Origin of the sequence: Clostridium sartagoforme (assembly GCF_004794105.1) — a bacterium.
Taxonomy (GTDB): Bacteria; Bacillota; Clostridia; order Clostridiales; family Clostridiaceae; genus Clostridium; species Clostridium sartagoforme_B.
This window is the reverse complement of sequence record NZ_SRYR01000002.1, coordinates 130,400-151,086: the sequence shown is the minus strand read 5'-3', so window position 1 is coordinate 151,086 and position 20,687 is coordinate 130,400. Positions and strand designations below refer to the sequence as shown.

Here is a 20,687-nt window from a genome sequence, read left to right as displayed (position 1 = left end):
AATTGCCTCCTACTCTAAATTAAACTTTTGCACATCTATAACTTCCCAGCTTCCGTCATTGTATTCCATGCTAGTTAAAAACATCTCTTCAACATTTTTATCTATAAAAGGTATAAGTTTTTTGCTTATATGATAATTTAAATTAACCACTATATTTCCTTTATAAACTCCATTCTCATAAAAGAACTCACTACTCTTAATCTCAGTTTTCAGTTCATTTAGTTCATAATTATTTTTTAAGAATAAACTCTCCCTTTTTATGCTATCGTATATCTTACCTTTAGCATCTTCTTTAGAGTTTTCTATTAATTTGAAATCCCCATTATTTAAAGCATTAAATGTACTACTATAAAAATTATTTATTGTAGCTTCAATATCTTCAATTAGCTTATCATTAGCCATATTAATATTTATGTTAATATTAGGAACATCACCTACTTTAACCTTATCACTTAGTACTGTCCCCCAAGGAAAATCTCTTTTTAATTGAATTTCTATATCTTGACCTAAAGGAATTGGGCCATAATTTTTAAGCTCTTCAACCTTCTTATTTATTTCTTTATCATTAATAATTACATCTGCATCATTAAAATTTGACGTAATGCTTATATTTATAGCCTGCATATCTAAATCAATTTCTTTATTTTCCATGATAAATACTTCTTTTTCTTCACTAACTAAACCATATTTAGTTTCTAGTTGTCCTTTAATACTGTATTTCCCTGGAATTAAACCTCTTTTTATATTTGTAGATGCAATTTCATTATTATTTATATATACTTTTGTATTTTCAAAGTTTGTATTTACCTTAACTGCAATAGGTTCTATCTCTATGGTGTAATTATCACTAAATAATATTTCTTTATTTACTAATTTAAAAAATCCACTATTATCCTTAGTTTTTAAGTCCTTTGCTATATTAATAGCCTGATTTTTATTTTCAGAATAATACTCTGTTAAAGGTTTTAAATCTTCTTTCTTAATTTTTTTACCATCCACTCTAATTTTTTTATAAATTTTCCCTGGCTTATCTTCCTTTAAAGCTATCTGTAGGTTCTTGAGAACTATATTTTTAGAAGATTTGTAACTTCCAAAGCTAAATCCTATTAATATAAATATTAATAAAACTAAAATTAGAAAAAGTCTTCTTTTATATATGAAGTCTTTTAACTCATTAAAGGATAAGCTCCTTATTTCGTTGTATAACTCTTTAAAATACTCCTTTATTTTAAGTAAAATCTCATTAAAAGCTCCCAATATTCCTCACCCTTTATTCCAAAATATCTATTATCCACTTCCTACATTCTAAACACATATAAATTCTTATAACAAATAAATCTAATAATCCTAATTCACCATTCTTACTTAGCTCTTCAGCTTCTTTTTTTGTTATAAAAGAATCTTCCTCATCTATGAATCCTTGGATTTCTACTATGTAATTTTTATTAGTTTTTTCACAGCATTCATTATTTCCCACTACTTCAATTTCTTCATAGGAAAGTTCATTACTTAACTCTTTTATTATATCTATGATATCATTAAATTCGTCAATATTATCTAAAAAATCCTCTTTATAAAAACTTAAATCTCCAATTTCAAACAATTTGTTCATTTGTTTCCCACCTTTTTCTCTTTGTAATTCAATTTTATATTCTATAATATTATTTATCAAGTTTATTTTGTTATAGGCATAATTTAACAAAGCTATGTTATAATTTAGAAAATATAAATTTTAAGGAGGCAAAATATGATTTTCGATAGCCATATGCATACAAAATTCTCAACAGATAGTGATATGAATATATTCGATGCAATTGAGGTTTCAAAGAATAAGAATATTGGAATAATAATAACTGATCATATGGATCTAGATTATCCAATTAAAGATGACTTTAAATTTGATGTTCCAAGTTACTTTAAGGAGTATGAACAATATAGAAATAATACTCTAAAGCTAGGCATAGAACTAGGCTTAACTAGGAATGTAGTAGAAGAAAGTGAAAAATTAATTACTTCCTACGATTTTGATTTTGTACTTGGGTCTATTCATGCTGTTAGAAATCTAGATATATATGCAGAATATATACATCAAGGCTATAGCAAAAAAGACTTTTTCACTTATTATTTAGAAGATATGCTAGCTTGTGTGAATCTATATAATAACTTTGATTCATTAGCCCATATAGATTACCCCTGCAGATATGCTAAATTCGATAATAATGAAATTTTAGTATCAGAATATAAGGACATCCTAGCTGAAATATTTAAAACCTTAATAAACAAAGGAAAAGTTCTAGAAGTTAATACTTCAAGACTTCACATACCTGAAGCTAAGGTTGCTTTAAAAGATATTTACAATTTATATAAAGATCTAGGTGGAAAATATGTTACCTTAGGATCTGATGCCCATGCTTATACAAATATTCATAGAAATTTTGATATATCACTAGACTTTATAGAGGATGTTAATTTAAAAGGAATCTACTTTAACAAAAGAAAACCAGAATTCTTTTAATATAAAGAAAAGTATCTACTCTAATCCACTACTTTCTAATATAAATAAATTTAAAGGAACTCAGTTTTAGCTGAGTTCCTTCCTTATAATATCAAAACGCTGGTTACCTAATTTTGAAATTAGTCTGTGCTAATATATTATACGTATGTCGCCTTGGAGCTTGCGAGGTCGACAAAAGATAATATATTAGCACAGGCATAGACAAAATTACTAATTCTATATTTCATCTATGGGCTTTCTCTCTGCCTTTAAATTTCCTATCTTACTTCTTCTAATTTTTAATTCCTTTTCAATATCTTCAACTGAAATTCCTAGCTCTACCATAGTAACTAAAAAGTGATATATTAAATCTCCCATTTCTAAAATTTGCTCTTCTTTAGAATTATTTTTTGCGCTAATAATAACTTCTGTGCATTCTTCCCCAAGCTTTTTTAATATCTTATCTACGCCCTTATTAAATAAGTAGCTCGTATAAGATTTCTCATCCCTATTTTCTTTTCTATCTTCAATAACAGCATATAACTCTTTAATTATATTATCCATAAAACACCCCATCTTCCAGTTAACAATTATTGATGTAATTTGTTCCAAATTACTTTAAATAGATTTTATTTTTAAGAACTTCTTCAGAGTTTAAGAATCTATTTTAATTTCTACATTATTAATTCTAAATTTAAAATGCTCAATATGATCTTAATTATTTAATTATGCGCCAGAACCTTAATTATTTCATTATGCGCCAGCCTCTTAATTATTTCATTTTTTCATTCCTTCATTTTTTCACTCTTTCATTGTGCGCTAGCACCTTCATTCTTAATTATTTCTGTTTCTATTTTTGTGAAAAAACAGCTTCTTTCTCCCATGTGGCAAGCTACTCCAACTTGTTCAACTAGAATTAATATAGTGTCTAAATCACAATCAATATACATCTCTTTTACATATTGTAGATTTCCTGAAGTTCCACCTTTGTTCCAAAGTTCATTTCTACTTCTGCTATAAAACCAAGTTTTCTTTTCCAATATAGTTTTCTCTAGGCTTTCTTTAGACATATAAGCAAGCATAAGTACTTCTTTATTTCTAAAATCTTGTACTATTACTGGAATTAAACCTCCACTTTTGTTAAAATCCACCTTATCCATATCAAATTCCATAGTTATATCCTTACCTCTATATTATTTTTTCTCAAATACTCCTTTACCTCTGACACCTTTAAATTACCATAATGAAATAATGAAGCCGCTAGAGCAGCATCTGCTTCTCCATTTACAAATACTTCTTTAAAGTCTTCTATGGACCCACAGCCTCCAGAGGCTATTACTGGTATATCTACTAAGTTGCTTACCCTCTTAGTAAGTTCTATATCAAAACCAGCCTTAGTTCCATCTGCATCCATAGATGTAAGTAAGATTTCACCTGCACCAAGGTTATATGCCTCTTCTATCCATTTGAAAAGATCTATTCCTGTATCTATTCTTCCACCATTTATATAAACATTCCAGTTATCCTTATCACGTCTTTTAGCATCTACAGCTAGTACAATACATTGATTCCCAAAGTAATAAGCTCCTTCTTTAATTAAAGCCTTATTCCTAATAGCAGCTGAATTTAAGCTTACCTTATCTGCTCCAGCTCTTAAAACCTTTCTAATTCCATCTACTGTACTTATTCCTCCCCCTACAGTAAAAGGAATAAATATCTTTTCTGCTACCTTTTCAACTACTTCTACCATAGTTTTTCTACCTTCATGAGTAGCTGTAATATCTAAAAATACTATTTCATCAGCACCTTGTTTATAATACTCTTCTGCTAATTCTACTGGATTGCCAACTTCTTTTAAGCCCACAAAGTTAATTCCTTTAACAACCTTTCCATCCTTAACATCTAGACAAGGGATTATTCTCTTAGTATGCATCTCTCCACCTACTTACATAAATTAATAGCTTCCTCTAAATTTACATCCTTAGAGTAAATTGCCTTACCTACTATTGCCCCATAGATATTAAGTTCTTTAAGGTCTTTAATATTATCTATGTTCTTAACTCCACCTGAAGCAGTAATATCAATATTTGAAATTGACTTAACTTCCTTCATAATATTAATGTTAGGGCCTTCTAATGTTCCATCCTTACTTATATCTGTTATTATTATGTTCTTAACTCCAATGGCTTCCATATCATTAATTAAATCTATATAATGTACATCACTTTTACTTATCCATCCTCTTGTATGAATATATCCATCTTTAAAATCTACAGCTACAGCTATTTTATCCTTATAGGTATCAACAGCTTGTCTTAGTAACTCTTTATCTTCTATTGCAGCCGTTCCTAATATAACCCTAGATACTCCCCCATCTATTAATGACTTTATATCCTTAAAACTTCTTATTCCCCCACCAACTTCAACATCTACTTCTAATTCTTTTACTACTCTTAATATTAATTCTAAATTAACTAACTCACCTTTTTTTGCCCCATCTAAATCTACTAAGTGAATAAGTTTAGCTCCTGCTTCCTTAAAGCTTTTAGCTACCTTTAAAACATCTTCGCCCATTAAATCTTTTTTATTATAATCACCCTGATACAACCTAACAGCCATACCATCTATTATATCTATAGCTGGAATTACTATCACTTTACCATCTCCCCAAATTCTTTTAGTAAGTTAAGTCCTGCTTCACCACTTTTTTCTGGATGAAATTGCATTCCTATAATATTATCTTTTCTAACTATACCTGGTATCTTTAATCCTCCATAATTAGAGTAAGCAACTAAATCCTTATCCTCATAATCTGTTGCCATAAAGCTATGAACATAATATACAAATTTATCTAAAGATAAACTAGAAAAATTTTCTTCTTCATTATTAGCAATTAACTTATTCCATCCCATATGAGGTATCTTTACTCTTTCTTTAGGATGAAGCTTCTTTATATCTCCTTTTAATAATCCTAGCCCCTCTTCTTCTTCACCTTCAAAACCTTTTTCAAATAGCAACTGCATACCTAAGCATATTCCTAGAATAAGTTTTTCTTCTTTGGCCACTTCTTTAATTAAAGTATCTAAACTTTTTTCTTTTAGATTGTCCATAGCTTGTTTAAATGCCCCGACTCCTGGAAGGATAATAGCTTTAGCTTTCCTTATTACCTCTTTGTCACTAGTACTAACTGATTCTATATTTAATAGCTTTAAAGCATTTTTTATACTTTTTAAATTACCCATTCCATAATCTATAATTGCTATCATAATTTATCCACCCTTATTAAATACTTAAAGTTCCTTTAGTTGATAAAACCTTATTTGCATCATTACCTATAGTAACTGCTTCTTTTAATGCCCTACCAAAAGCCTTAAATATTCCTTCAATTTTATGATGATCATTTACTCCATACAATACCCTAATATGCACTGTTCCATTAAAATTCATAGCTACAGCCCTAAAAAATTCTACTACCATTTCAGTTGAAAAATTCCCTATTTGCTCCCTTTTAAACTCTCCATCAAAATGTAAGAAGCCTCTCCCACTTAAATCTAGTACTACTTGGCATAAGGCTTCATCCATAGGAACAAATGCAGTACCATATCTATTAATACCTGCCTTATTACCTAAAGCTTCATTTAATGCCTTCCCTAAAGATATTCCTATATCTTCTACTATATGGTGGTCACAAACCTCTATATCTCCACTTGCTTCTAAATTAATATCTATCCCACTATGAAAAGCAAATAAAGTAAGCATATGATTTAAAAATCCAACTGGTGTATTTATACTGTTATTTCCTTTTCCATCTACATCTATTGATAACTTAATTTTTGTTTCCTTTGTTTCTCTATTTATCTTAGAAACTCTACTCATAAAACCTCCCTGTTCCAATTAACATTTAACATTTAACATTTAACAATTAACAATTAATGATGTTTTGCTCCGCAAAACTTATTTTTTTATTCTTTTATTCTTTCATTATTTAATTCTTTTGCTTAGCAAAATACTTCATTATTTCTATAACCTTATTATTTTCTTCTGTAAGTCCAACAGTAATTCTAAAGCTATTATCTTCGAAGCTTCTTATAGTAACTTTTTCTTCTCTAAAGGCGTTAATAAGTTCTTCCTTATTTTCTGCTCTTCCAAAAATAAAGTTAGCCTTTGATTTATAAAACTTAATAAATTCCTTATTAGACTTAGCTGATTCTTCAATCTTTTTTAATTCAGTGTAAAGTCTTTCTCTTTCATTTATTATTAGCTTTAAATTTTCATTAAGAGAATCTACTTCTTCCTTTAGGTATATACTTGCTATTTCTTGAGAAATAGTATTTACATTGTAAGGAGTTTTATATTTTGATAATTCACTTATATTATCCTTATTAGAAATTAAAAATCCTACTCTTAAGGCCGCTAATCCCCATGCCTTAGATAAAGTTCTAGTTACTATTAAATTGGGATATTCATCTATTAATGAAACTACAGATTCTCCATTAAACTCATAATAAGCTTCATCAACTAGCACTATCTTATCTTTAAAAGCTTCTAAAATCTTAATAATATTTTCCTTGCTGTATGCAAAACCAGTTGGATTATTAGGATTAGAGAACATAACAATCTTTACATTCCCCCTTTTTCCTAATCCTATAAATTCTTCCAAATTAAAATAGTTATCCACATCAAGGTTATACTTAGTCACATTTCCTTCATTTAAAGCTGTGTAAAAGTCATACATAACAAAGTCTGGTGTTACAGTTAAAAGCTTGTCTCCTTTTTGAATATTCTTGCTTATAACTAAGTTAATTACTTCATCTGATCCATTGCCAATGATAATATTATCTAAGCTTACTCCTGCATAAGAGCTATAAGCTTCTCTTAATTTATCTCCATCTGTATCTGGATATCTGTTTAAATCTACTTTCTTAAGCTTTTCTAATATCTTAAAATACTTATCTTTATTAATATTTTTAGGGCTTTCATTACCATTAAGTAATAAGTTATCCTTATTGTTATTTGAGTAGATTCCTACATCCTTAATCATTACAAAACCTCACCTTCACAGAATTCCCATGAGCAGTTAATCCTTCTTTACTAGCTAAAAGCATTATATCTTCTGCAGCTTTAATTAACTCCCCCTTGGAATAATAAAGATAAGAACTTTTCTTTATAAAACTATCAACTGATAAAGGAGATGAAAATCTAGCTGTACCATTAGTGGGAAGAACATGGTTTGGTCCTGCATAATAGTCTCCTAAAGGTTCTGGAGTATAGTATCCTAAGAAAATAGAACCTGCATTTTTTACTTCACCCAAGTATTCCATTGAATTTTCCACCATTAACTCAAGGTGCTCAGGAGCTATAATATTAGATATTCTTATACACTCTTTTATATCTTTGCATATTAAAGCCATTCCATAATTACTAAAGGATTCCTTAATAATATCTTTTCTTTCCATTTCTTCTATTTGAACTTCTAATTCCTTTATAATTTCATTGTATTTTTCTTCAGATGTTGTTAGTAAAATTGAAGCTGCAAGCTTATCATGCTCAGCTTGAGACATTAAATCTGCTGCTACAAACTTACTATTTGCATTTTCATCAGCCACTATTAATATTTCACTTGGTCCAGCAACCATATCTATATCTACAGTCCCAAAAACTAATTTCTTAGCCATTGCTACATAAATATTCCCTGGTCCAACTATCTTATCTACTCTCTTTATACTTTCAGTTCCATAAGCTAAAGCTCCTATAGCTTGAGCTCCTCCAACCTTATAAATTTCTGAAACTCCAGCTAAGGATGCTGCAACTGCAATATATGGGTTAATTCCTCCATTTGCACTTGGCGGTGTTACCATCACTATTTCTTTAACTCCAGCTACCTTTGCAGGTATAACATTCATTACTACTGATGATGGATAAGAAGCTGTTCCCCCTGGAACATAAACTCCAATTCTTTCTAGTGGAAGTACTAATTGCCCCATAAATACTTCACCTTCTTTAACTATTGAATATCCATTTCTCACTTGTTTACTGTGATAGAACTCTATATTTTTAATAGCTGATTTAATTGCTTTAATAAAACTTTCTTCAACTATATTAAAGGCTTCTTCTATTTCTTCCTTTGAAACCTTAATAGAGTTTGAATTTAATAATACTTTATCAAAATCTTTAGTGTACTTAACTAATGCTTTGTCCCCATCTTTTCTTATGTCTTTTAATATATTTAAAACATTACTTATTACTTCTGGATTTTCTTCTTCTCTATTTTTTATTATTTTTAAAATATCTTCTTCTTTATCCTTAGATAAATTAAATAATCTTAGCATAGCCCTTCCCCTTTATTTATTGCTTATTTATCACTTATTGCTTCTCTTATCTTTTCTAAAATCAAGCTTATTTCCTTTTGCTTAAGTTTGAAGCTTGCCTTATTTACTATTAATCTAGCACTAATATCTTGAATTTCTTTTAATACTACTAGCCCATTTTCTTTAAGAGTAGTTCCTGTTTCCATAATATCTACTATTCCATCACATAGTCCGAGTATTGGTGCAAGCTCAACAGATCCATCTATTTTAATTACTTCAACATCTATATTATTTTCTTTAAAAAATTCCTTAGCTACTTTAGGATACTTTGTCCCAATCTTTATATGCCCCTTAATATTAAATAAATCTTTACCTGGCAGAGATGCTACTATAAACTTACATTTACCAAAGCCTAAATCCATTAATTCATAACAATTATGACCTTTTTCTACTAAAGTATCTAATCCAACTACTCCAATATCAGCAACTCCATGTTCAACATAAGTTATGCTATCATTAGCTTTGACTAAAAAATAATTAACATCATACTTAGTATCTTTAAATACAAGTTTCCTTCCCGTATCCTTTAGCTCATCTGTTCCAAATCCTGCTTTATCTAATATCTTAACTACTTCTATTTCTAGCCTGCCTTTTGTTAAGGCAACACTAACCCCCATAATAATCCTCCTTTTTAAGATTTATCCCTTCTAATTCTTCTGAAGGAATAACTTCCACTACATAACCTTCTTTTCTAAGTTCCATACTCTTTTTTAATGCTTCTATTTCATTTTCTTTACTAAAAGTAATTATATATTTTCCTTCTTTAGGTAATTCTAAATCTAAAATGCTACTTAATTCATCTACATTAATAGAGAAACCTATTGCCTTAAAGCCCTTCTTAACTGAATCAATTAAATCATCATACCTTCCCCCACTTAAAACAATACCTCCTGATCCTTCAATATATCCTCTAAATATTATTCCAGTATAGAAATTAAGCCTTGGAGTAATAGATAAGTCAAAAGTAATATATTCTTCATACCCTAAAGCTTCTAGCCTCTTATAAATATTTTCTAAATAATTTATACAGTTAATCATTTTAGTATTAAAAGCTAATTCTTTATATTTCTCTAATATTTCTACGCCTTCTCCAAATAAAAGAGGTAATTTATAAAAAGTTTTTTTTATATTATCTTCTACATCTAATCTTTTTAAGAATTTCTTTAATTCTTCTATTTTTTTCTTTTCTATTAATATTGATAAGGATAACTTGTCCTTTTCCGCAATATCTAGTGCTTCAATAGCAGCTTTAAAGAAGTTTACTTCCCCAATTTCTATCTTGAAGTTTTTAGCACCAGTAGCTTTCAAAGCTTCTATTGCAATTATTAATGCCTCTAAATCAGCAAATTCATTTTCTTTATTTATAAGCTCTATTCCACAATCAGTGTATTCATTTCTTCTTCCACTAAACTCTTCAAAAACTCTATATATAGTGGCTTCATACCTTATCTTTATAGTTTCTTCGACATCTTTAAATCTAGTTGATACAAGTCTTACTATAGGTATAGTCATATCAGGCCTTAAAGCTAGTATTCTTCCTTTAGAATCAAAAAATTTATATACACTCTCTTCTTTTAACCCAGAATACTCATATCTAAAACCTTCATAAAATTCTATGCTTGGTGTAATTGCTTCCTTATATCCCCAAGAATTAAATACATTATTTATTGACTTAATTGCCCTGGCTTTTTTTAAACATTCCTCATTAGTTAAATCTCTTGTTCCCTCTGGAATGATATTCTTATTCATATTCCCTCCTTTTTCACTTTACCACTTTAAATCATTATCATAATAATATATTAATATTAATTTAGTGTCAATAAGTTGACAGAAAATTAAATAAATTTAACGCACCCTGAATTTTATTTTATAAGTATGCTATTATCTATAAAATAAGAACTCCTACTTAATTGAGTTTTAAATCTATTGAAAACCTTTTAAAACATACTTTTCTACCAAATAATTAAGCTAGCTACCTAATAAAAATCCATTTGCTAAACTATAAATTTTACTACTCTTAAAAAGGTACCCATATATTTGAATTTATTGTTATTTACAAAAACAAAAAAACTCAGCCGAAGCTGAGTTTTCCACTAAATTGTTAATTATTAAAGATGCTAAAAGGTAGCTTTTCTTATTTAATTAATGCTAAATCTTTTTAATTATTAATTGCTAACTGTTCTATTTTATCTTCAGTTAGTCTATATACAGTCCATTCATCCATAGGAATTGCTCCTAATGATTTATAGAATTTAATAGATGGTTCATTCCAATCTAAACAAGCCCATTCCATTCTCTTGCAGCCTTGTTCTAAGGCTCTTTTAGCTAAGAATTTAAATACTTCTCTTCCTATTCCTCTACCCCTATATTCTTTTCTTATAAATAAATCTTCTAAGTATAATCCAGATCTACCTATGAATGTTGAAAAATTATAAAAGTATAAAGCAAATCCTATAGGTTTTTCATCTAATTCAATTATTACTGCTTCTGCTCTATTATTATTAAATACAGATTCCCTAATAGTTTCTTCTGTAGCAATAACGTCATTAGTCATTTTTTCATACTCAGCTAATTCCTTAATAAAGGAAAAAATTAAAGCAGCATCCTCTTCCTTAGTTTCTCGTAATTTTACATTTTCAATATTAGTATCATAATATCTCATAATACGCCATCCCCTCTTGATACTTTTTTTGTTTATTATTAAGCAATGTATTTTTGCATTGCTATATCACATCTATCACAAACTTCATCCTGAAAATCTTCAAAACCATATTTTTTATAAAGTTTAAGTGCCTTATATAGTACTGAATTAGTTTGTAAAGTAATCTTTTTATAATGTAACCTCTTAGCAATTCTAAAAGAATTTTCAATCATTATGTTGCCTAGTCCCATTCCTTGAAAATCCTTATGTAGATACATCTTTCTAAGCTCACATGTTTCCTCATCAATTTTGTAAATGCCATAGCTACCAATAATTCTTCTTTTAAATTCTAATACCTCAAATGCCCCATTATTTTTAGTATAAAATTTAGCTATATTAGTAATGTCTAAGTCTTCACCTTTAGGATTTAGTTTTAATCCATAGGGACTTAAAACCTCCTCTACTAGCTTTAGAATCTGTGGTTCATCTCCAGCTCTAGCTCTTCTAATCTTAATATCCTTCATTAAAATTACCCCCTTTTAATACCTAAGATGTGCTGTCGCACAATTAAAAATGAAGAATGAAAAATTAATGAAAAAACTCCTAGTGGAGTTTCAATAATCGATTAATTTTTGTAATTCTGTAAGAATTACATCAATAATTTTTAATTTTAAATTCTTAATTTTAACTATTTATGTGACAGCCCCTTTTTAATAATTAAATAAATAATTATTCATTTTTAATTTTAAATAGGGCTATTTTCGCAAACAGCCCTATTATTTATTAAGCTGTATTTTACCATCTTAATAATATTATATATGTTTTTTAAATTATTTCATTATAATCTCGAGATTTTGTTAAAAAATTTCTAAAAACAAATACAACAAGTACAATTGCCATAACTAAAATCCCTAGTTCAACTAAATAAATATTCTTTAATACTCCTACTTGATATAAAGCTGCTGGGAAATCTATAATAGCATGGCTTATTATGGCTATTATATAGTAAATATATCTTTTTTCTCTAATTGCATATAGTACTAAAACTGAAAGAGAAATTTGAACTGTAATAGCAATTAATCTTTCCACTCCAGTTATAAGCCATAATACTGAGGCTGAATCTACAAATTGATTGTAAGTTGCGTTTATAACCTCTTTAGAAACTGAAGCACCTTCCATTATTGATTGGAAGCCTCCTTTATTTATCAATATAGCATATACTATTGAATTTAAGCTACCAAGTGCTCCTATTAATATGGCTTCTATACCACCATGTCCAATTCCATAAGTTAAGGCAGTAGTAGTATCTCTTCCTTTTATAAAAAACTTGAAAGATATAAGTCTTGCTGTTTCTTCCATAATCCCAGCCATAAATCCACCATATAGCATATATGCAACTGGATTATTTAATAAAAAACTTGCTGTACTTTTATTATAATTTAAGAAATATGTGTGAAGTGGACTTTCTATTATATTAACAGCTATAAAGAATGCAAGAGCTCCAATAAAAAACACTTTAAGACTTGCATTATATTTTTTCTTTAAGTATATCATTCCTACTATAGGTACAAATAGACTAATAGTAAGGCTTATTCCCATAAATGTAATTGATAAATTACTGACCATATTAACCTCCTTATTTTATCCCATCGCTACCATTGCTAACACTCACCCATTCTATAAGTGCGAGCTAAACACTGCTACGCGTCTGGATTGGTTCTTCTAATCTTCCGATGGAGTAGGCATCTTGCACTCTGTGAAAGTGATTCACACAAGATGCAAGATTTTGGATCTCTACTTTTTAATAAAACTCCACCTTAAGCTAAGAATCACTTTATATAGTTTCAATATTACTCTTATACTTAAATAATATTTTCATCACTTAAGAAAAATTTAAATAAGTATCAAAATCTATAATTATATTTTCGATATAAAACTAACAAATAAAATTAAAATAATAAAAAATATTAGTGCCTTTGGATTTCCAAAATTCACAGTATATCCAATTCCTGCTCTCTTTTCAATCATAAAGGATGGATCATTTCTATTATAATAAAACATTCCTAAAACCCAGTATTTATCGTCATTATTATATACTTCTTCTTCAGTATTCTCTTTATCTATAGACCTTCTACCCTTGCTTCCCATTAATATAATTACAATTAGAAATCCTATCATAATAATTGCAATCAATATATTAAGAATAGATTCTACTCTACTAGTATCAAAAGTATAAATTAATCCTAGCTGTGTAATTGAGTTTAAAATTATAAGTCCTACTTCTGTTACTAAAAAGATAATAGAAAACAACATTTTTAATATCTTCTTTTTATAAATAGTACTCTTTAAATTAGTACTATTTATATCTATCCTAGAGCTTAAACTTACTCTTGCCATAATATAAATGACTATTACTATAGCAATCATATTTATTGGTAACCTATATAATTCATGTAAGCTTAAAGAACTTAAGTTATCCTGTCTTAGGAAAGTTAAGATTACTATTATTAGAGGAATAAATATAGGTACTATAAATATCCAATTAGGTAACGGCTTATACTTATCATCTTTCTTAGGTTTTCTTAAAGATGTATCTACAGCTACTGTATTATTTTTATAGTTCCAATTATTCTTCTCTTTTAGATTTCTGATTTTCTTATTATATATTGCAAAAATTCCACTATTAATTAATATAGAACCTACCATAAAAATAGATAGTAACTGTGCAACTACTTCTTTATTTTTAATAAAACTAAATGACAGTATATTAAATAATATACTTATTGATAAATACAATATAATTACTGTCTTTTTATATCTTCTTTCAAGGTCTACTATTTCATCATATTCTATAAATTTCTTAGGTATTCTTATTCCAAAGAAAAGGCCACTATTAGAGAAACTATTTAAATAATATGATATAATTCCTAAAACTATTAAGGTTATATTTCCTACTAAAATCTCTTCTAAATTATTCAAAACATTCCTCCTATAATTAAATCCCTTGTATAAGAAAATATATTATCAATATTGCTATTAATACAAATGGAAGTATCATTATTGTAGCGCCTATTGGATTACCTAAGTTAACATCCCAGCCTATTCCAACTCTTTTTTCTACAAATATGCTAGGATCATTTTTATTACAATAAAAATTCCCAAATAACCAATACTTATCATCATCTCTATAAATTTCTTTTTCATTACTATTATATTTTATATTTTTTCCACCTTGTCCAATTTTATAAGTAATAACAGAAAAAATTATTATAGTTAATAGTATTACTGGAAGGAATACATAATTTATAACTTGAACATTAAAACCAAATAAAGTACAAAATTGAATTATAGAAAACATAATTAATATTTCAATAGCTATAATAAATAAAAGTATAGAATTTATTCTCTTAAATACTTTTCTTTGCTTTTTTATTTCCTCTAGGGTTCCACTATTTATTTCCGTTTTCCCGTTAACTGCAAACTTATTAGTAAGAGTTAATAAAACTATCATCCCAGTTTGAATTAATATAGGAAATAAAACTAAGTGGAAGAACCCCTTAAATCCATCCTTAGCTACAAATCCATCTGCGACTCCTGCAGCATTATAATGAATTGGAAATGGATTAGGCACATTTTTATAGGCAATAAGAGTTACTATAGTAGTTATTAAAGGTATTATTAATAATGCTAAAAAAGTTCTTGTTTTTATTATTACATTATCTTCTCTTACTTTAGGCTTTCTTATAGATGTATCTACAACTACTACATTCTCTCCAAGGCTTCTAAATCCTTTTTCTTCCTTAAGCTTTATAGTTTTTTTCCAATATATAATTAAAGGAATATTAGATACTATGATTAATACAAATAAGGTTATTAAATAAATCGATATTTTAGTGTTAAAAATCATTAATATATTTATTATTATTAAAAATGGTAAAATAAATAACGTAAATTTTTTCTTATATTCTTTCTCTAATTTTATTAAATCCTCATCTTTTTCATATTCCTTTGGAATCCTAACCCCAAAGAAAATACCATTGTTTGAAAATTTATTAACTAGTAATCCAGAAATAAATAATATTACACTTACAAAAATAATAGTTCCTAATAATATTATTTTCTCCATTATTCCTTCCATTCTTATTCACCTTCTTCATTCTTAAAATCAAGGAAAACCTTATCTATATATGACTTAATATCTTCTTTCTCAATTCCTCTATTAAAACATTGAGCCATATAATAGTATAGATTGGTATTAACTTCTTCCTTAAAACTCTCCATAGACTGGCTCAAATTAAGATCAACAATTGCACCTTTTCTTCTATCTATTTTTATATATCCTTCATCTTTTAAAATAGAATAAGCTTTATTAACAGTATGCATATTAACGCCTATATCCTCTGCTAAAGACCTAACTGAAGGTAATTCTTCATTTTTATCAATTTCACCTTTTGCTATACCTTCTATAACTTGATTTTTAATTTGTATATATATAGGTATTTCAGAATCAAAATTAATTCTTAAAATCACCTTATCACCTCTTTCTAAGACTATTAATTTCTTAAAACTTTATTCACAATAGATTCAATAAAATTTCCACATTAACTACATTATATAATAGAAATGTTAAGTATAAAATAATACTTTTCTCCTTTTCACTAGGACTTATATTTTTATAGAATCTTCACTTATAATGCTAATAAATACAAATTAATATAAAAACAAATTTATTTATCCTAATAGAAATGGGGCTGTCTAAGAAACAGCCCAATTAAAAACCTAAAGATAATTGTTTATAAAACTCAAATAAAAGTTTTTATTAATTTTTCATTTAAATCATCATTATTCACTTTATATTGTGCAATAGAATCTATTTTAGTTTAGCTTTTCAAATTGCTTAACTGATACCTTTGAAAGAATCAAAGTAATTATAGCTAATATTATTATTTCAAATATTAAAGCTGAAGCTAATAATAAATTATTATTAGAAATTATATTAAAATACTTTACAAGTATAGGAATAGCTACTATTCCTACTGATATTAGCATTTGTATCATAACACTTGCACTTTGCTTTACAACTGCTGTTTCAGATATCCAATGCATATTAGGGAAAAATAAATTAACTACAATTCCTAATATAGCTACAATTATTGCAAATAGTATAGAAATTACAAATAACCATAAAGCTTGTATAAAACTAAAGTTTAATGAAAAGAAAAATATTATATTACTAATTATTAAAGCTGGAACAACTAATATTAAGTTTAATAATATCTTAGCTTTAAATATTTCTAATGGATTAAGTGGACTACTTTTTAATATCCATAAGTTTTTACCTTCCATAGAAATAGATGAATTAGTAGTACAAGAAAGTGATAAAATACCACAAGTAACAGCTATAATCATTAATGGCATTAATTCTCCTACTGACTTAATCTCGAAAAGCATATATATTATATCTTCTCCCATAAACAAAGTTGCCACGGCCATAATTAGTAATAGTACTGGTCCTATTATAGTGTTTAATACATAAATAGGAGATGCAAAATATCTCTTTGCTTCTTTTATTAATAATGCTTTAGTTATACTTGATGACTTCATAGAAGTAATTTTATAATCATTTTTCTTATAACTTTCTTGAAGTTTTGAGCTTATTATCTTATATGCCTTATTAAATACAATTATAAATAAGCTAAAGAATCCTATAGAAATTATAAGAAAAATACCTAAGTCTATAATGCTTCCCTCTGCTAATGCTCTTGTTAACATCACTGCTGGAGGGTAAATTTTAAATATAGCATCACTTATTGATGAACTATTTATCAATATTTTTTGTAAAAACTCCCCACTGCTATAAGAACCTACAACTATTAATAATACTATTAGCAAAGTACCAATTGTAATAACTAAGTTTTTATATTTAAATTTATTTGAAATATAACTAATTCCAAAAGAAATAATTGATGATATTAGTAAAGGTATTAGAGGTAAAGTTAAAAATATCAATATTAAATATACAAAAAATAATATTGATGGCCTTGCATAAACAAAATATACTGTAGCTGGTATAACAAAAGTAAATATACTAACTAAGTAATTTATTAATACAAGCTGAAATACTTTAACTATTAAGATATAGCTTCTTTTTATAGGTAAACTCATTAATAAGTCATAATCTTTAAAAGAAAATAATACACCTTGAGCTTTATAAATAGATGTAAAAAATATCGTTACTGTAGTTAATATAATGCTTAATGTTAGTAACATATCTAAAAGTCCCATAGTTTTTAACCCATCAGCTAAAAACTTTGAATAAATCACTGATGTAGAAACTATCATAACAGCAGCAAATGTCAGCATTAAAGCTAAAAATATAGATTTATTTCTTTCTTTTTTAGATTTAGAGCTTGTTATTTTATTTATTCCCATACTGTTAATTAATGATATTTTTGTAAGGCTCCATAAATTATTCATTATCTATCAACTCCATAAATATATCTTCTAAGGAACTATTTCCTTTAACCTCTTCCATAGTACCCTTTGAAACTATTTTTCCATCCTTAATAATAGCAACCTTATCACATAACTTTTCAGCAACTTCTAAAACGTGAGTTGAGAAAAATATAGCTGCTCCTTCATTACATATATTTTTCATTTCTTGCTTTAATAAATGAGAAGCTTTAGGATCTAATCCAACAAAAGGCTCATCTAATATTAGTAACTTTGGTTTATGAAGCAAAGCTGAAATAATAGCTAATTTTTGTTTCATACCATGAGAATAAGATGAAATTAAATCTCCTAGTGCACTTGTTATTTCAAAGATTTCAGCATACTTTTTTATTTCTCTTTCCCTATCTTCTTTAGAAACCTTATAAATATCTGCAATAAAATTTAAATATTGAATACCTTTTAAAGATTCATATATATCTGGATTATCAGGAATATAGGCAATTTTTTCTTTGCAAGCCATAGGATTTTCCTTTATAGATATTCCATCTATTAAAATATCCCCTTCAGTAAAATCTAAAATACCAACTATAGCTTTTATAGTAGTTGTCTTACCTGCACCATTATGGCCAATGAAAGCAAATATTTCTCCAGGATTAACCTCTAAAGATACATTGTCCACTGCCTTTTTTCCATTTTTATATGCCTTAGAATAATTTATTATATTTAACATCTTGTTACCCCCTCTATTCTATCTGTTATATATATTGTATAACAGATAGAATAAGAATGCAATAATTTTTAGAATTTTCTCTTTACAGCTTATTCATATATGATAAAATTAAATAAGTCGGTATTCTTTGAAACCGAACTTTGCAAAAATTATTTTTTTGCCGAATTATATCCTGTAAGGAATAAGAACGGAGGAGTCAAAATGTTAAACACTCGAGGGGTGGGAAAATCCCATGAAAATGTTAGAAAGATGGTAGTTACAGCTATGCTATCAGGAATTTGTTTATTCCTAGGCTTAACTGGACTTGGTTTTGTACCTTTACCACTTTTCAAACTAACAATCTTACATTTACCAGTTATAATTGGAGCTATAGTTGAAGGTCCTATTGTAGGGGCATCTATTGGATTTATCTTTGGATTATTTTCAATATATCAAAACATCACAACTCCAACACCAATGTCACCATTCTTTTATAATCCATTAGTATCTATATTACCTAGAGTACTAATTGGAGTAATTGCTTATTATATTTATAAGCTAATAAAATCAAAAATAAAGAATGCAAAAGTATCTATAAGCATTGCAGCAATATGTGGATCTCTAGTTAATACTATTGGAGTCCTTGGAACTATTTACTTAGTTTACTTTAAAGACTATGCAACAATACTTATGGACAAAGGTACTATAGCTAATAATTCTTTAAGTGCAGTTACTACCGCCTTACTTACAGTAATAGGTACAAATGGTGTTGCTGAGGCAATATTATCTGCTGTAATTGTTACACCTATAGTAATTGCAATATTTAAAATGCAAAAGAAAAGAATTTAGACATAAAACATAAACTTAAATTAAAATTAATTTACAAGCTCTATGTGGAAAACTTGTTCTATACAAGCTATCTACATAGAGCTTTTATAATAAAGATAGACAACTACTCCAACAATCCCCTTATTTGCATTAAATTTAATAGTTTATAAAGACATTTATTACATAACATAATAGCACAAAGTTAAATAAAACTTTGTAACACAAATTAAGGAGGCGCTTATTATGGCAAGCAGCACAAAATTAGTCCCAGAAGCAAAGAAAGGGTTAGCTAAGTTCAAAAATGAAGTAGCTGGTGAAATGGGAGTACCTTTCTCAGATTATAATGGTGACCTTTCTTCAAAGCAATGCGGTAGCGTTGGTGGCGAAATGGTTAAGAGAATGGTAGAACAATACGAATCAAAAATAAAATAAATTAATACTATCTAATAATAAAAAAAGCTATGTATAGGTTATACCTATACATAGCTTTTCCGTTTAAAGTAATAAAGTAATTCTAATCTTACAGATTTTCTATAGCAGCTTTTACTGCTTCTATATCTTCATCTGTTCCTTGTCCATTAATTTTACGAAGACAAGTTAGTCCATATTCTTTTTCAATTTTATCAGCTGCAAAACAATATGATTCCGCATGTCTTTCCATACTACCATTAACAACAAAACCACGAACTAGATCTTTGTGTTCATCTAAAAATGCCCTTGTAATTTGGGTAATTTGACCAAACCCTTCATTACGTGTAATAAGAACACATTCTTCATTTAATGGCTCACTAACGCTTTGTGATGGTCTTCCTAATTTTTCAGCAAATGCTTTTCCAGCGCCAAATCTACTATCATATACTACTAACATATTTTTCTCTCCTCTTTATGTGTTAATTAATTTAATTTATTATACCATATAAAAAGCAAAATGTAAGTATTTTTTAATAAAAATTATTAACAAATAATATTTATTAATAAGATTGTTAATAATATAAAATTATATAATAAAAAATCCGTACAAAAAGATACTAATCTGTATCTATCTTGTACGGATAATATTTGGAGCGAAAGACGGGACTCGAACCCGCAACATTCACCTTGGCAAGGTGACGCTCTACCATTGAGCCACTTCCGCATAAATTACATATATATAATATAATAAGATTAAAAAATCGTCAAGAACCTTTTTTCTAA

At 27.7% G+C, this 20,687-nt stretch carries 24 protein-coding genes and 1 tRNA gene; 3 read left to right on the top strand and 22 right to left on the bottom strand.

The features are described from left to right. Positions 1 to 9 precede the first annotated feature (9 nt). Both E5347_RS07690 and E5347_RS07685 read right to left on the bottom strand, forming a co-directional pair. Positions 10 to 1,257, bottom strand: a complete 1,248-nt coding sequence (locus E5347_RS07690; protein WP_136006105.1) for a TcaA 3rd/4th domain-containing protein — start codon at positions 1,255 to 1,257, stop codon at positions 10 to 12. A gap of 13 nt (positions 1,258 to 1,270) precedes the next feature. Further along, complete coding sequence (locus tag E5347_RS07685; protein ID WP_136006103.1) at positions 1,271 to 1,612, bottom strand: hypothetical protein; 342 nt, start codon at positions 1,610 to 1,612, stop codon at positions 1,271 to 1,273. Between the two features lie 135 nt (positions 1,613 to 1,747). On the opposite strand from E5347_RS07685, the gene E5347_RS07680 reads away from it, so the two are divergent. Continuing rightward, on the top strand, positions 1,748 to 2,515 hold the full coding sequence (locus E5347_RS07680; protein ID WP_136006101.1) for a histidinol phosphate phosphatase: 768 nt from the start codon (positions 1,748 to 1,750) through the stop codon (positions 2,513 to 2,515). 216 nt (positions 2,516 to 2,731) lie between these two features. Here E5347_RS07680 and hisE read toward each other — a convergent pair whose 3' ends face one another. The 18 genes from hisE to E5347_RS07590 all read right to left on the bottom strand — a co-directional run bounded on the left by hisE (position 2,732) and on the right by E5347_RS07590 (position 18,686). Beyond that, a complete protein-coding gene (gene hisE, locus E5347_RS07675) occupies positions 2,732 to 3,058 on the bottom strand; it encodes a phosphoribosyl-ATP diphosphatase (protein WP_136006099.1) in 327 nt (108 codons plus the stop codon). 245 nt (positions 3,059 to 3,303) lie between these two features. Further along, positions 3,304 to 3,666 (bottom strand): phosphoribosyl-AMP cyclohydrolase, encoded by a 363-nt coding sequence (gene hisI / locus E5347_RS07670; protein ID WP_136006098.1) that lies wholly within the window; start codon positions 3,664 to 3,666, stop codon positions 3,304 to 3,306. Positions 3,667 to 3,668: 2 nt separating this feature from the next. Further along, the gene (gene hisF / locus E5347_RS07665; RefSeq protein ID WP_136006096.1) at positions 3,669 to 4,427 is read right to left on the bottom strand and encodes an imidazole glycerol phosphate synthase subunit HisF; all 759 of its coding nucleotides are present in this window, start codon (positions 4,425 to 4,427) and stop codon (positions 3,669 to 3,671) included. Positions 4,428 to 4,435: 8 nt separating this feature from the next. Next, the gene (gene hisA / locus E5347_RS07660; protein ID WP_136006094.1) at positions 4,436 to 5,149 is read right to left on the bottom strand and encodes a 1-(5-phosphoribosyl)-5-[(5-phosphoribosylamino)methylideneamino]imidazole-4-carboxamide isomerase; all 714 of its coding nucleotides are present in this window, start codon (positions 5,147 to 5,149) and stop codon (positions 4,436 to 4,438) included. Then, positions 5,146 to 5,760 (bottom strand): imidazole glycerol phosphate synthase subunit HisH, encoded by a 615-nt coding sequence (hisH, locus tag E5347_RS07655; protein WP_136006092.1) that lies wholly within the window; start codon positions 5,758 to 5,760, stop codon positions 5,146 to 5,148. The genes hisA and hisH overlap by 4 nt, the downstream gene beginning before the upstream one ends. 16 nt (positions 5,761 to 5,776) lie before the next feature. Then, entirely contained in the window at positions 5,777 to 6,370 is a 594-nt protein-coding gene (hisB, locus tag E5347_RS07650; protein ID WP_136006090.1) for an imidazoleglycerol-phosphate dehydratase HisB, read from the bottom strand. Positions 6,371 to 6,479: 109 nt separating this feature from the next. Next, complete coding sequence (hisC, locus tag E5347_RS07645) at positions 6,480 to 7,535, bottom strand: histidinol-phosphate transaminase (protein WP_136006088.1); 1,056 nt, start codon at positions 7,533 to 7,535, stop codon at positions 6,480 to 6,482. Continuing rightward, positions 7,528 to 8,823, bottom strand: a complete 1,296-nt coding sequence (hisD, locus tag E5347_RS07640) for a histidinol dehydrogenase (RefSeq protein WP_136006086.1) — start codon at positions 8,821 to 8,823, stop codon at positions 7,528 to 7,530. The genes hisC and hisD overlap by 8 nt, the downstream gene beginning before the upstream one ends. Before the next feature lie 23 nt (positions 8,824 to 8,846). Further along, positions 8,847 to 9,479 carry an ATP phosphoribosyltransferase gene (gene hisG / locus E5347_RS07635; RefSeq protein WP_136006084.1) on the bottom strand — a complete coding sequence of 211 codons (633 nt, stop codon included), beginning with the start codon at positions 9,477 to 9,479 and terminating at the stop codon, positions 8,847 to 8,849. Then, positions 9,469 to 10,611 carry an ATP phosphoribosyltransferase regulatory subunit gene (gene hisZ / locus E5347_RS07630; RefSeq protein ID WP_136006082.1) on the bottom strand — a complete coding sequence of 381 codons (1,143 nt, stop codon included), beginning with the start codon at positions 10,609 to 10,611 and terminating at the stop codon, positions 9,469 to 9,471. Before hisZ ends, hisG begins: the two co-directional genes overlap by 11 nt. Before the next feature lie 409 nt (positions 10,612 to 11,020). After that, positions 11,021 to 11,524, bottom strand: coding sequence for a GNAT family N-acetyltransferase (locus E5347_RS07625; RefSeq protein ID WP_207670460.1), 504 nt, complete (start codon positions 11,522 to 11,524; stop codon positions 11,021 to 11,023). A gap of 38 nt (positions 11,525 to 11,562) precedes the next feature. Beyond that, positions 11,563 to 12,027: a GNAT family N-acetyltransferase gene (locus E5347_RS07620; RefSeq protein WP_136006078.1), complete on the bottom strand. Its 465-nt coding sequence runs from the start codon at positions 12,025 to 12,027 to the stop codon at positions 11,563 to 11,565. A 301-nt stretch (positions 12,028 to 12,328) separates the two neighbouring features. Further along, positions 12,329 to 13,129: a YhfC family intramembrane metalloprotease gene (locus E5347_RS07615; RefSeq protein WP_136006076.1), complete on the bottom strand. Its 801-nt coding sequence runs from the start codon at positions 13,127 to 13,129 to the stop codon at positions 12,329 to 12,331. Positions 13,130 to 13,420: 291 nt separating this feature from the next. Next, complete coding sequence (locus E5347_RS07610; RefSeq protein WP_136006074.1) at positions 13,421 to 14,482, bottom strand: DUF5808 domain-containing protein; 1,062 nt, start codon at positions 14,480 to 14,482, stop codon at positions 13,421 to 13,423. Between the two features lie 16 nt (positions 14,483 to 14,498). After that, the gene (locus E5347_RS07605; RefSeq protein WP_243109755.1) at positions 14,499 to 15,641 is read right to left on the bottom strand and encodes a DUF1648 domain-containing protein; all 1,143 of its coding nucleotides are present in this window, start codon (positions 15,639 to 15,641) and stop codon (positions 14,499 to 14,501) included. A 2-nt stretch (positions 15,642 to 15,643) separates the two neighbouring features. Then, positions 15,644 to 16,033 (bottom strand): GntR family transcriptional regulator, encoded by a 390-nt coding sequence (locus E5347_RS07600; protein WP_136006071.1) that lies wholly within the window; start codon positions 16,031 to 16,033, stop codon positions 15,644 to 15,646. A gap of 345 nt (positions 16,034 to 16,378) precedes the next feature. Then, positions 16,379 to 17,980, bottom strand: a complete 1,602-nt coding sequence (locus tag E5347_RS07595; RefSeq protein ID WP_136006069.1) for an ABC transporter permease — start codon at positions 17,978 to 17,980, stop codon at positions 16,379 to 16,381. Beyond that, complete coding sequence (locus tag E5347_RS07590; protein ID WP_136006067.1) at positions 17,973 to 18,686, bottom strand: ABC transporter ATP-binding protein; 714 nt, start codon at positions 18,684 to 18,686, stop codon at positions 17,973 to 17,975. Before E5347_RS07590 ends, E5347_RS07595 begins: the two co-directional genes overlap by 8 nt. Positions 18,687 to 18,887: 201 nt before the next feature. On the opposite strand from E5347_RS07590, the gene E5347_RS07585 reads away from it, so the two are divergent. Both E5347_RS07585 and E5347_RS07580 read left to right on the top strand, forming a co-directional pair. Further along, on the top strand, positions 18,888 to 19,514 hold the full coding sequence (locus E5347_RS07585) for an ECF transporter S component (RefSeq protein ID WP_136006065.1): 627 nt from the start codon (positions 18,888 to 18,890) through the stop codon (positions 19,512 to 19,514). Positions 19,515 to 19,736: 222 nt separating this feature from the next. Beyond that, positions 19,737 to 19,925 (top strand): alpha/beta-type small acid-soluble spore protein, encoded by a 189-nt coding sequence (locus E5347_RS07580; RefSeq protein ID WP_136006063.1) that lies wholly within the window; start codon positions 19,737 to 19,739, stop codon positions 19,923 to 19,925. A gap of 88 nt (positions 19,926 to 20,013) precedes the next feature. Here the strand turns inward: E5347_RS07580 and E5347_RS07575 are convergent, their stop codons facing one another. Both E5347_RS07575 and E5347_RS07570 read right to left on the bottom strand, forming a co-directional pair. Then, complete coding sequence (locus E5347_RS07575) at positions 20,014 to 20,361, bottom strand: class Ib ribonucleoside-diphosphate reductase assembly flavoprotein NrdI (protein WP_136006062.1); 348 nt, start codon at positions 20,359 to 20,361, stop codon at positions 20,014 to 20,016. Positions 20,362 to 20,553: 192 nt separating this feature from the next. Next, positions 20,554 to 20,628: transfer RNA gene (locus tag E5347_RS07570), tRNA-Gly, on the bottom strand. Positions 20,629 to 20,687 lie beyond the last annotated feature (59 nt).

Excerpts from the sequence above, each read along its gene's own strand:
- E5347_RS07590 (WP_136006067.1), bottom strand. The coding sequence starts at position 18,686 with ATGTTAAATATAATAAATTATTCTAAGGCATATAAAAATGGAAAAAAG.
- hisF (WP_136006096.1), bottom strand. The coding sequence starts at position 4,427 with ATGCATACTAAGAGAATAATCCCTTGTCTAGATGTTAAGGATGGAAAG.
- E5347_RS07575 (WP_136006062.1), bottom strand. The coding sequence starts at position 20,361 with ATGTTAGTAGTATATGATAGTAGATTTGGCGCTGGAAAAGCATTTGCT.
- hisG (WP_136006084.1), bottom strand. The coding sequence starts at position 9,479 with ATGGGGGTTAGTGTTGCCTTAACAAAAGGCAGGCTAGAAATAGAAGTA.
- E5347_RS07625 (WP_207670460.1), bottom strand. The coding sequence starts at position 11,524 with ATGAGATATTATGATACTAATATTGAAAATGTAAAATTACGAGAAACT.
- E5347_RS07595 (WP_136006069.1), bottom strand. The coding sequence starts at position 17,980 with ATGAATAATTTATGGAGCCTTACAAAAATATCATTAATTAACAGTATG.
- E5347_RS07620 (WP_136006078.1), bottom strand. The coding sequence starts at position 12,027 with ATGAAGGATATTAAGATTAGAAGAGCTAGAGCTGGAGATGAACCACAG.
- E5347_RS07615 (WP_136006076.1), bottom strand. The coding sequence starts at position 13,129 with ATGGTCAGTAATTTATCAATTACATTTATGGGAATAAGCCTTACTATT.
- E5347_RS07585 (WP_136006065.1), top strand. The coding sequence starts at position 18,888 with ATGTTAAACACTCGAGGGGTGGGAAAATCCCATGAAAATGTTAGAAAG.
- hisE (WP_136006099.1), bottom strand. The coding sequence starts at position 3,058 with ATGGATAATATAATTAAAGAGTTATATGCTGTTATTGAAGATAGAAAA.
- hisB (WP_136006090.1), bottom strand. The coding sequence starts at position 6,370 with ATGAGTAGAGTTTCTAAGATAAATAGAGAAACAAAGGAAACAAAAATT.
- E5347_RS07605 (WP_243109755.1), bottom strand. The coding sequence starts at position 15,641 with ATGGAAGGAATAATGGAGAAAATAATATTATTAGGAACTATTATTTTT.
- hisD (WP_136006086.1), bottom strand. The coding sequence starts at position 8,823 with ATGCTAAGATTATTTAATTTATCTAAGGATAAAGAAGAAGATATTTTA.
- hisZ (WP_136006082.1), bottom strand. The coding sequence starts at position 10,611 with ATGAATAAGAATATCATTCCAGAGGGAACAAGAGATTTAACTAATGAG.
- hisI (WP_136006098.1), bottom strand. The coding sequence starts at position 3,666 with ATGGAATTTGATATGGATAAGGTGGATTTTAACAAAAGTGGAGGTTTA.
- hisH (WP_136006092.1), bottom strand. The coding sequence starts at position 5,760 with ATGATAGCAATTATAGATTATGGAATGGGTAATTTAAAAAGTATAAAA.
- E5347_RS07680 (WP_136006101.1), top strand. The coding sequence starts at position 1,748 with ATGATTTTCGATAGCCATATGCATACAAAATTCTCAACAGATAGTGAT.
- E5347_RS07685 (WP_136006103.1), bottom strand. The coding sequence starts at position 1,612 with ATGAACAAATTGTTTGAAATTGGAGATTTAAGTTTTTATAAAGAGGAT.
- E5347_RS07580 (WP_136006063.1), top strand. The coding sequence starts at position 19,737 with ATGGCAAGCAGCACAAAATTAGTCCCAGAAGCAAAGAAAGGGTTAGCT.
- hisC (WP_136006088.1), bottom strand. The coding sequence starts at position 7,535 with ATGATTAAGGATGTAGGAATCTACTCAAATAACAATAAGGATAACTTA.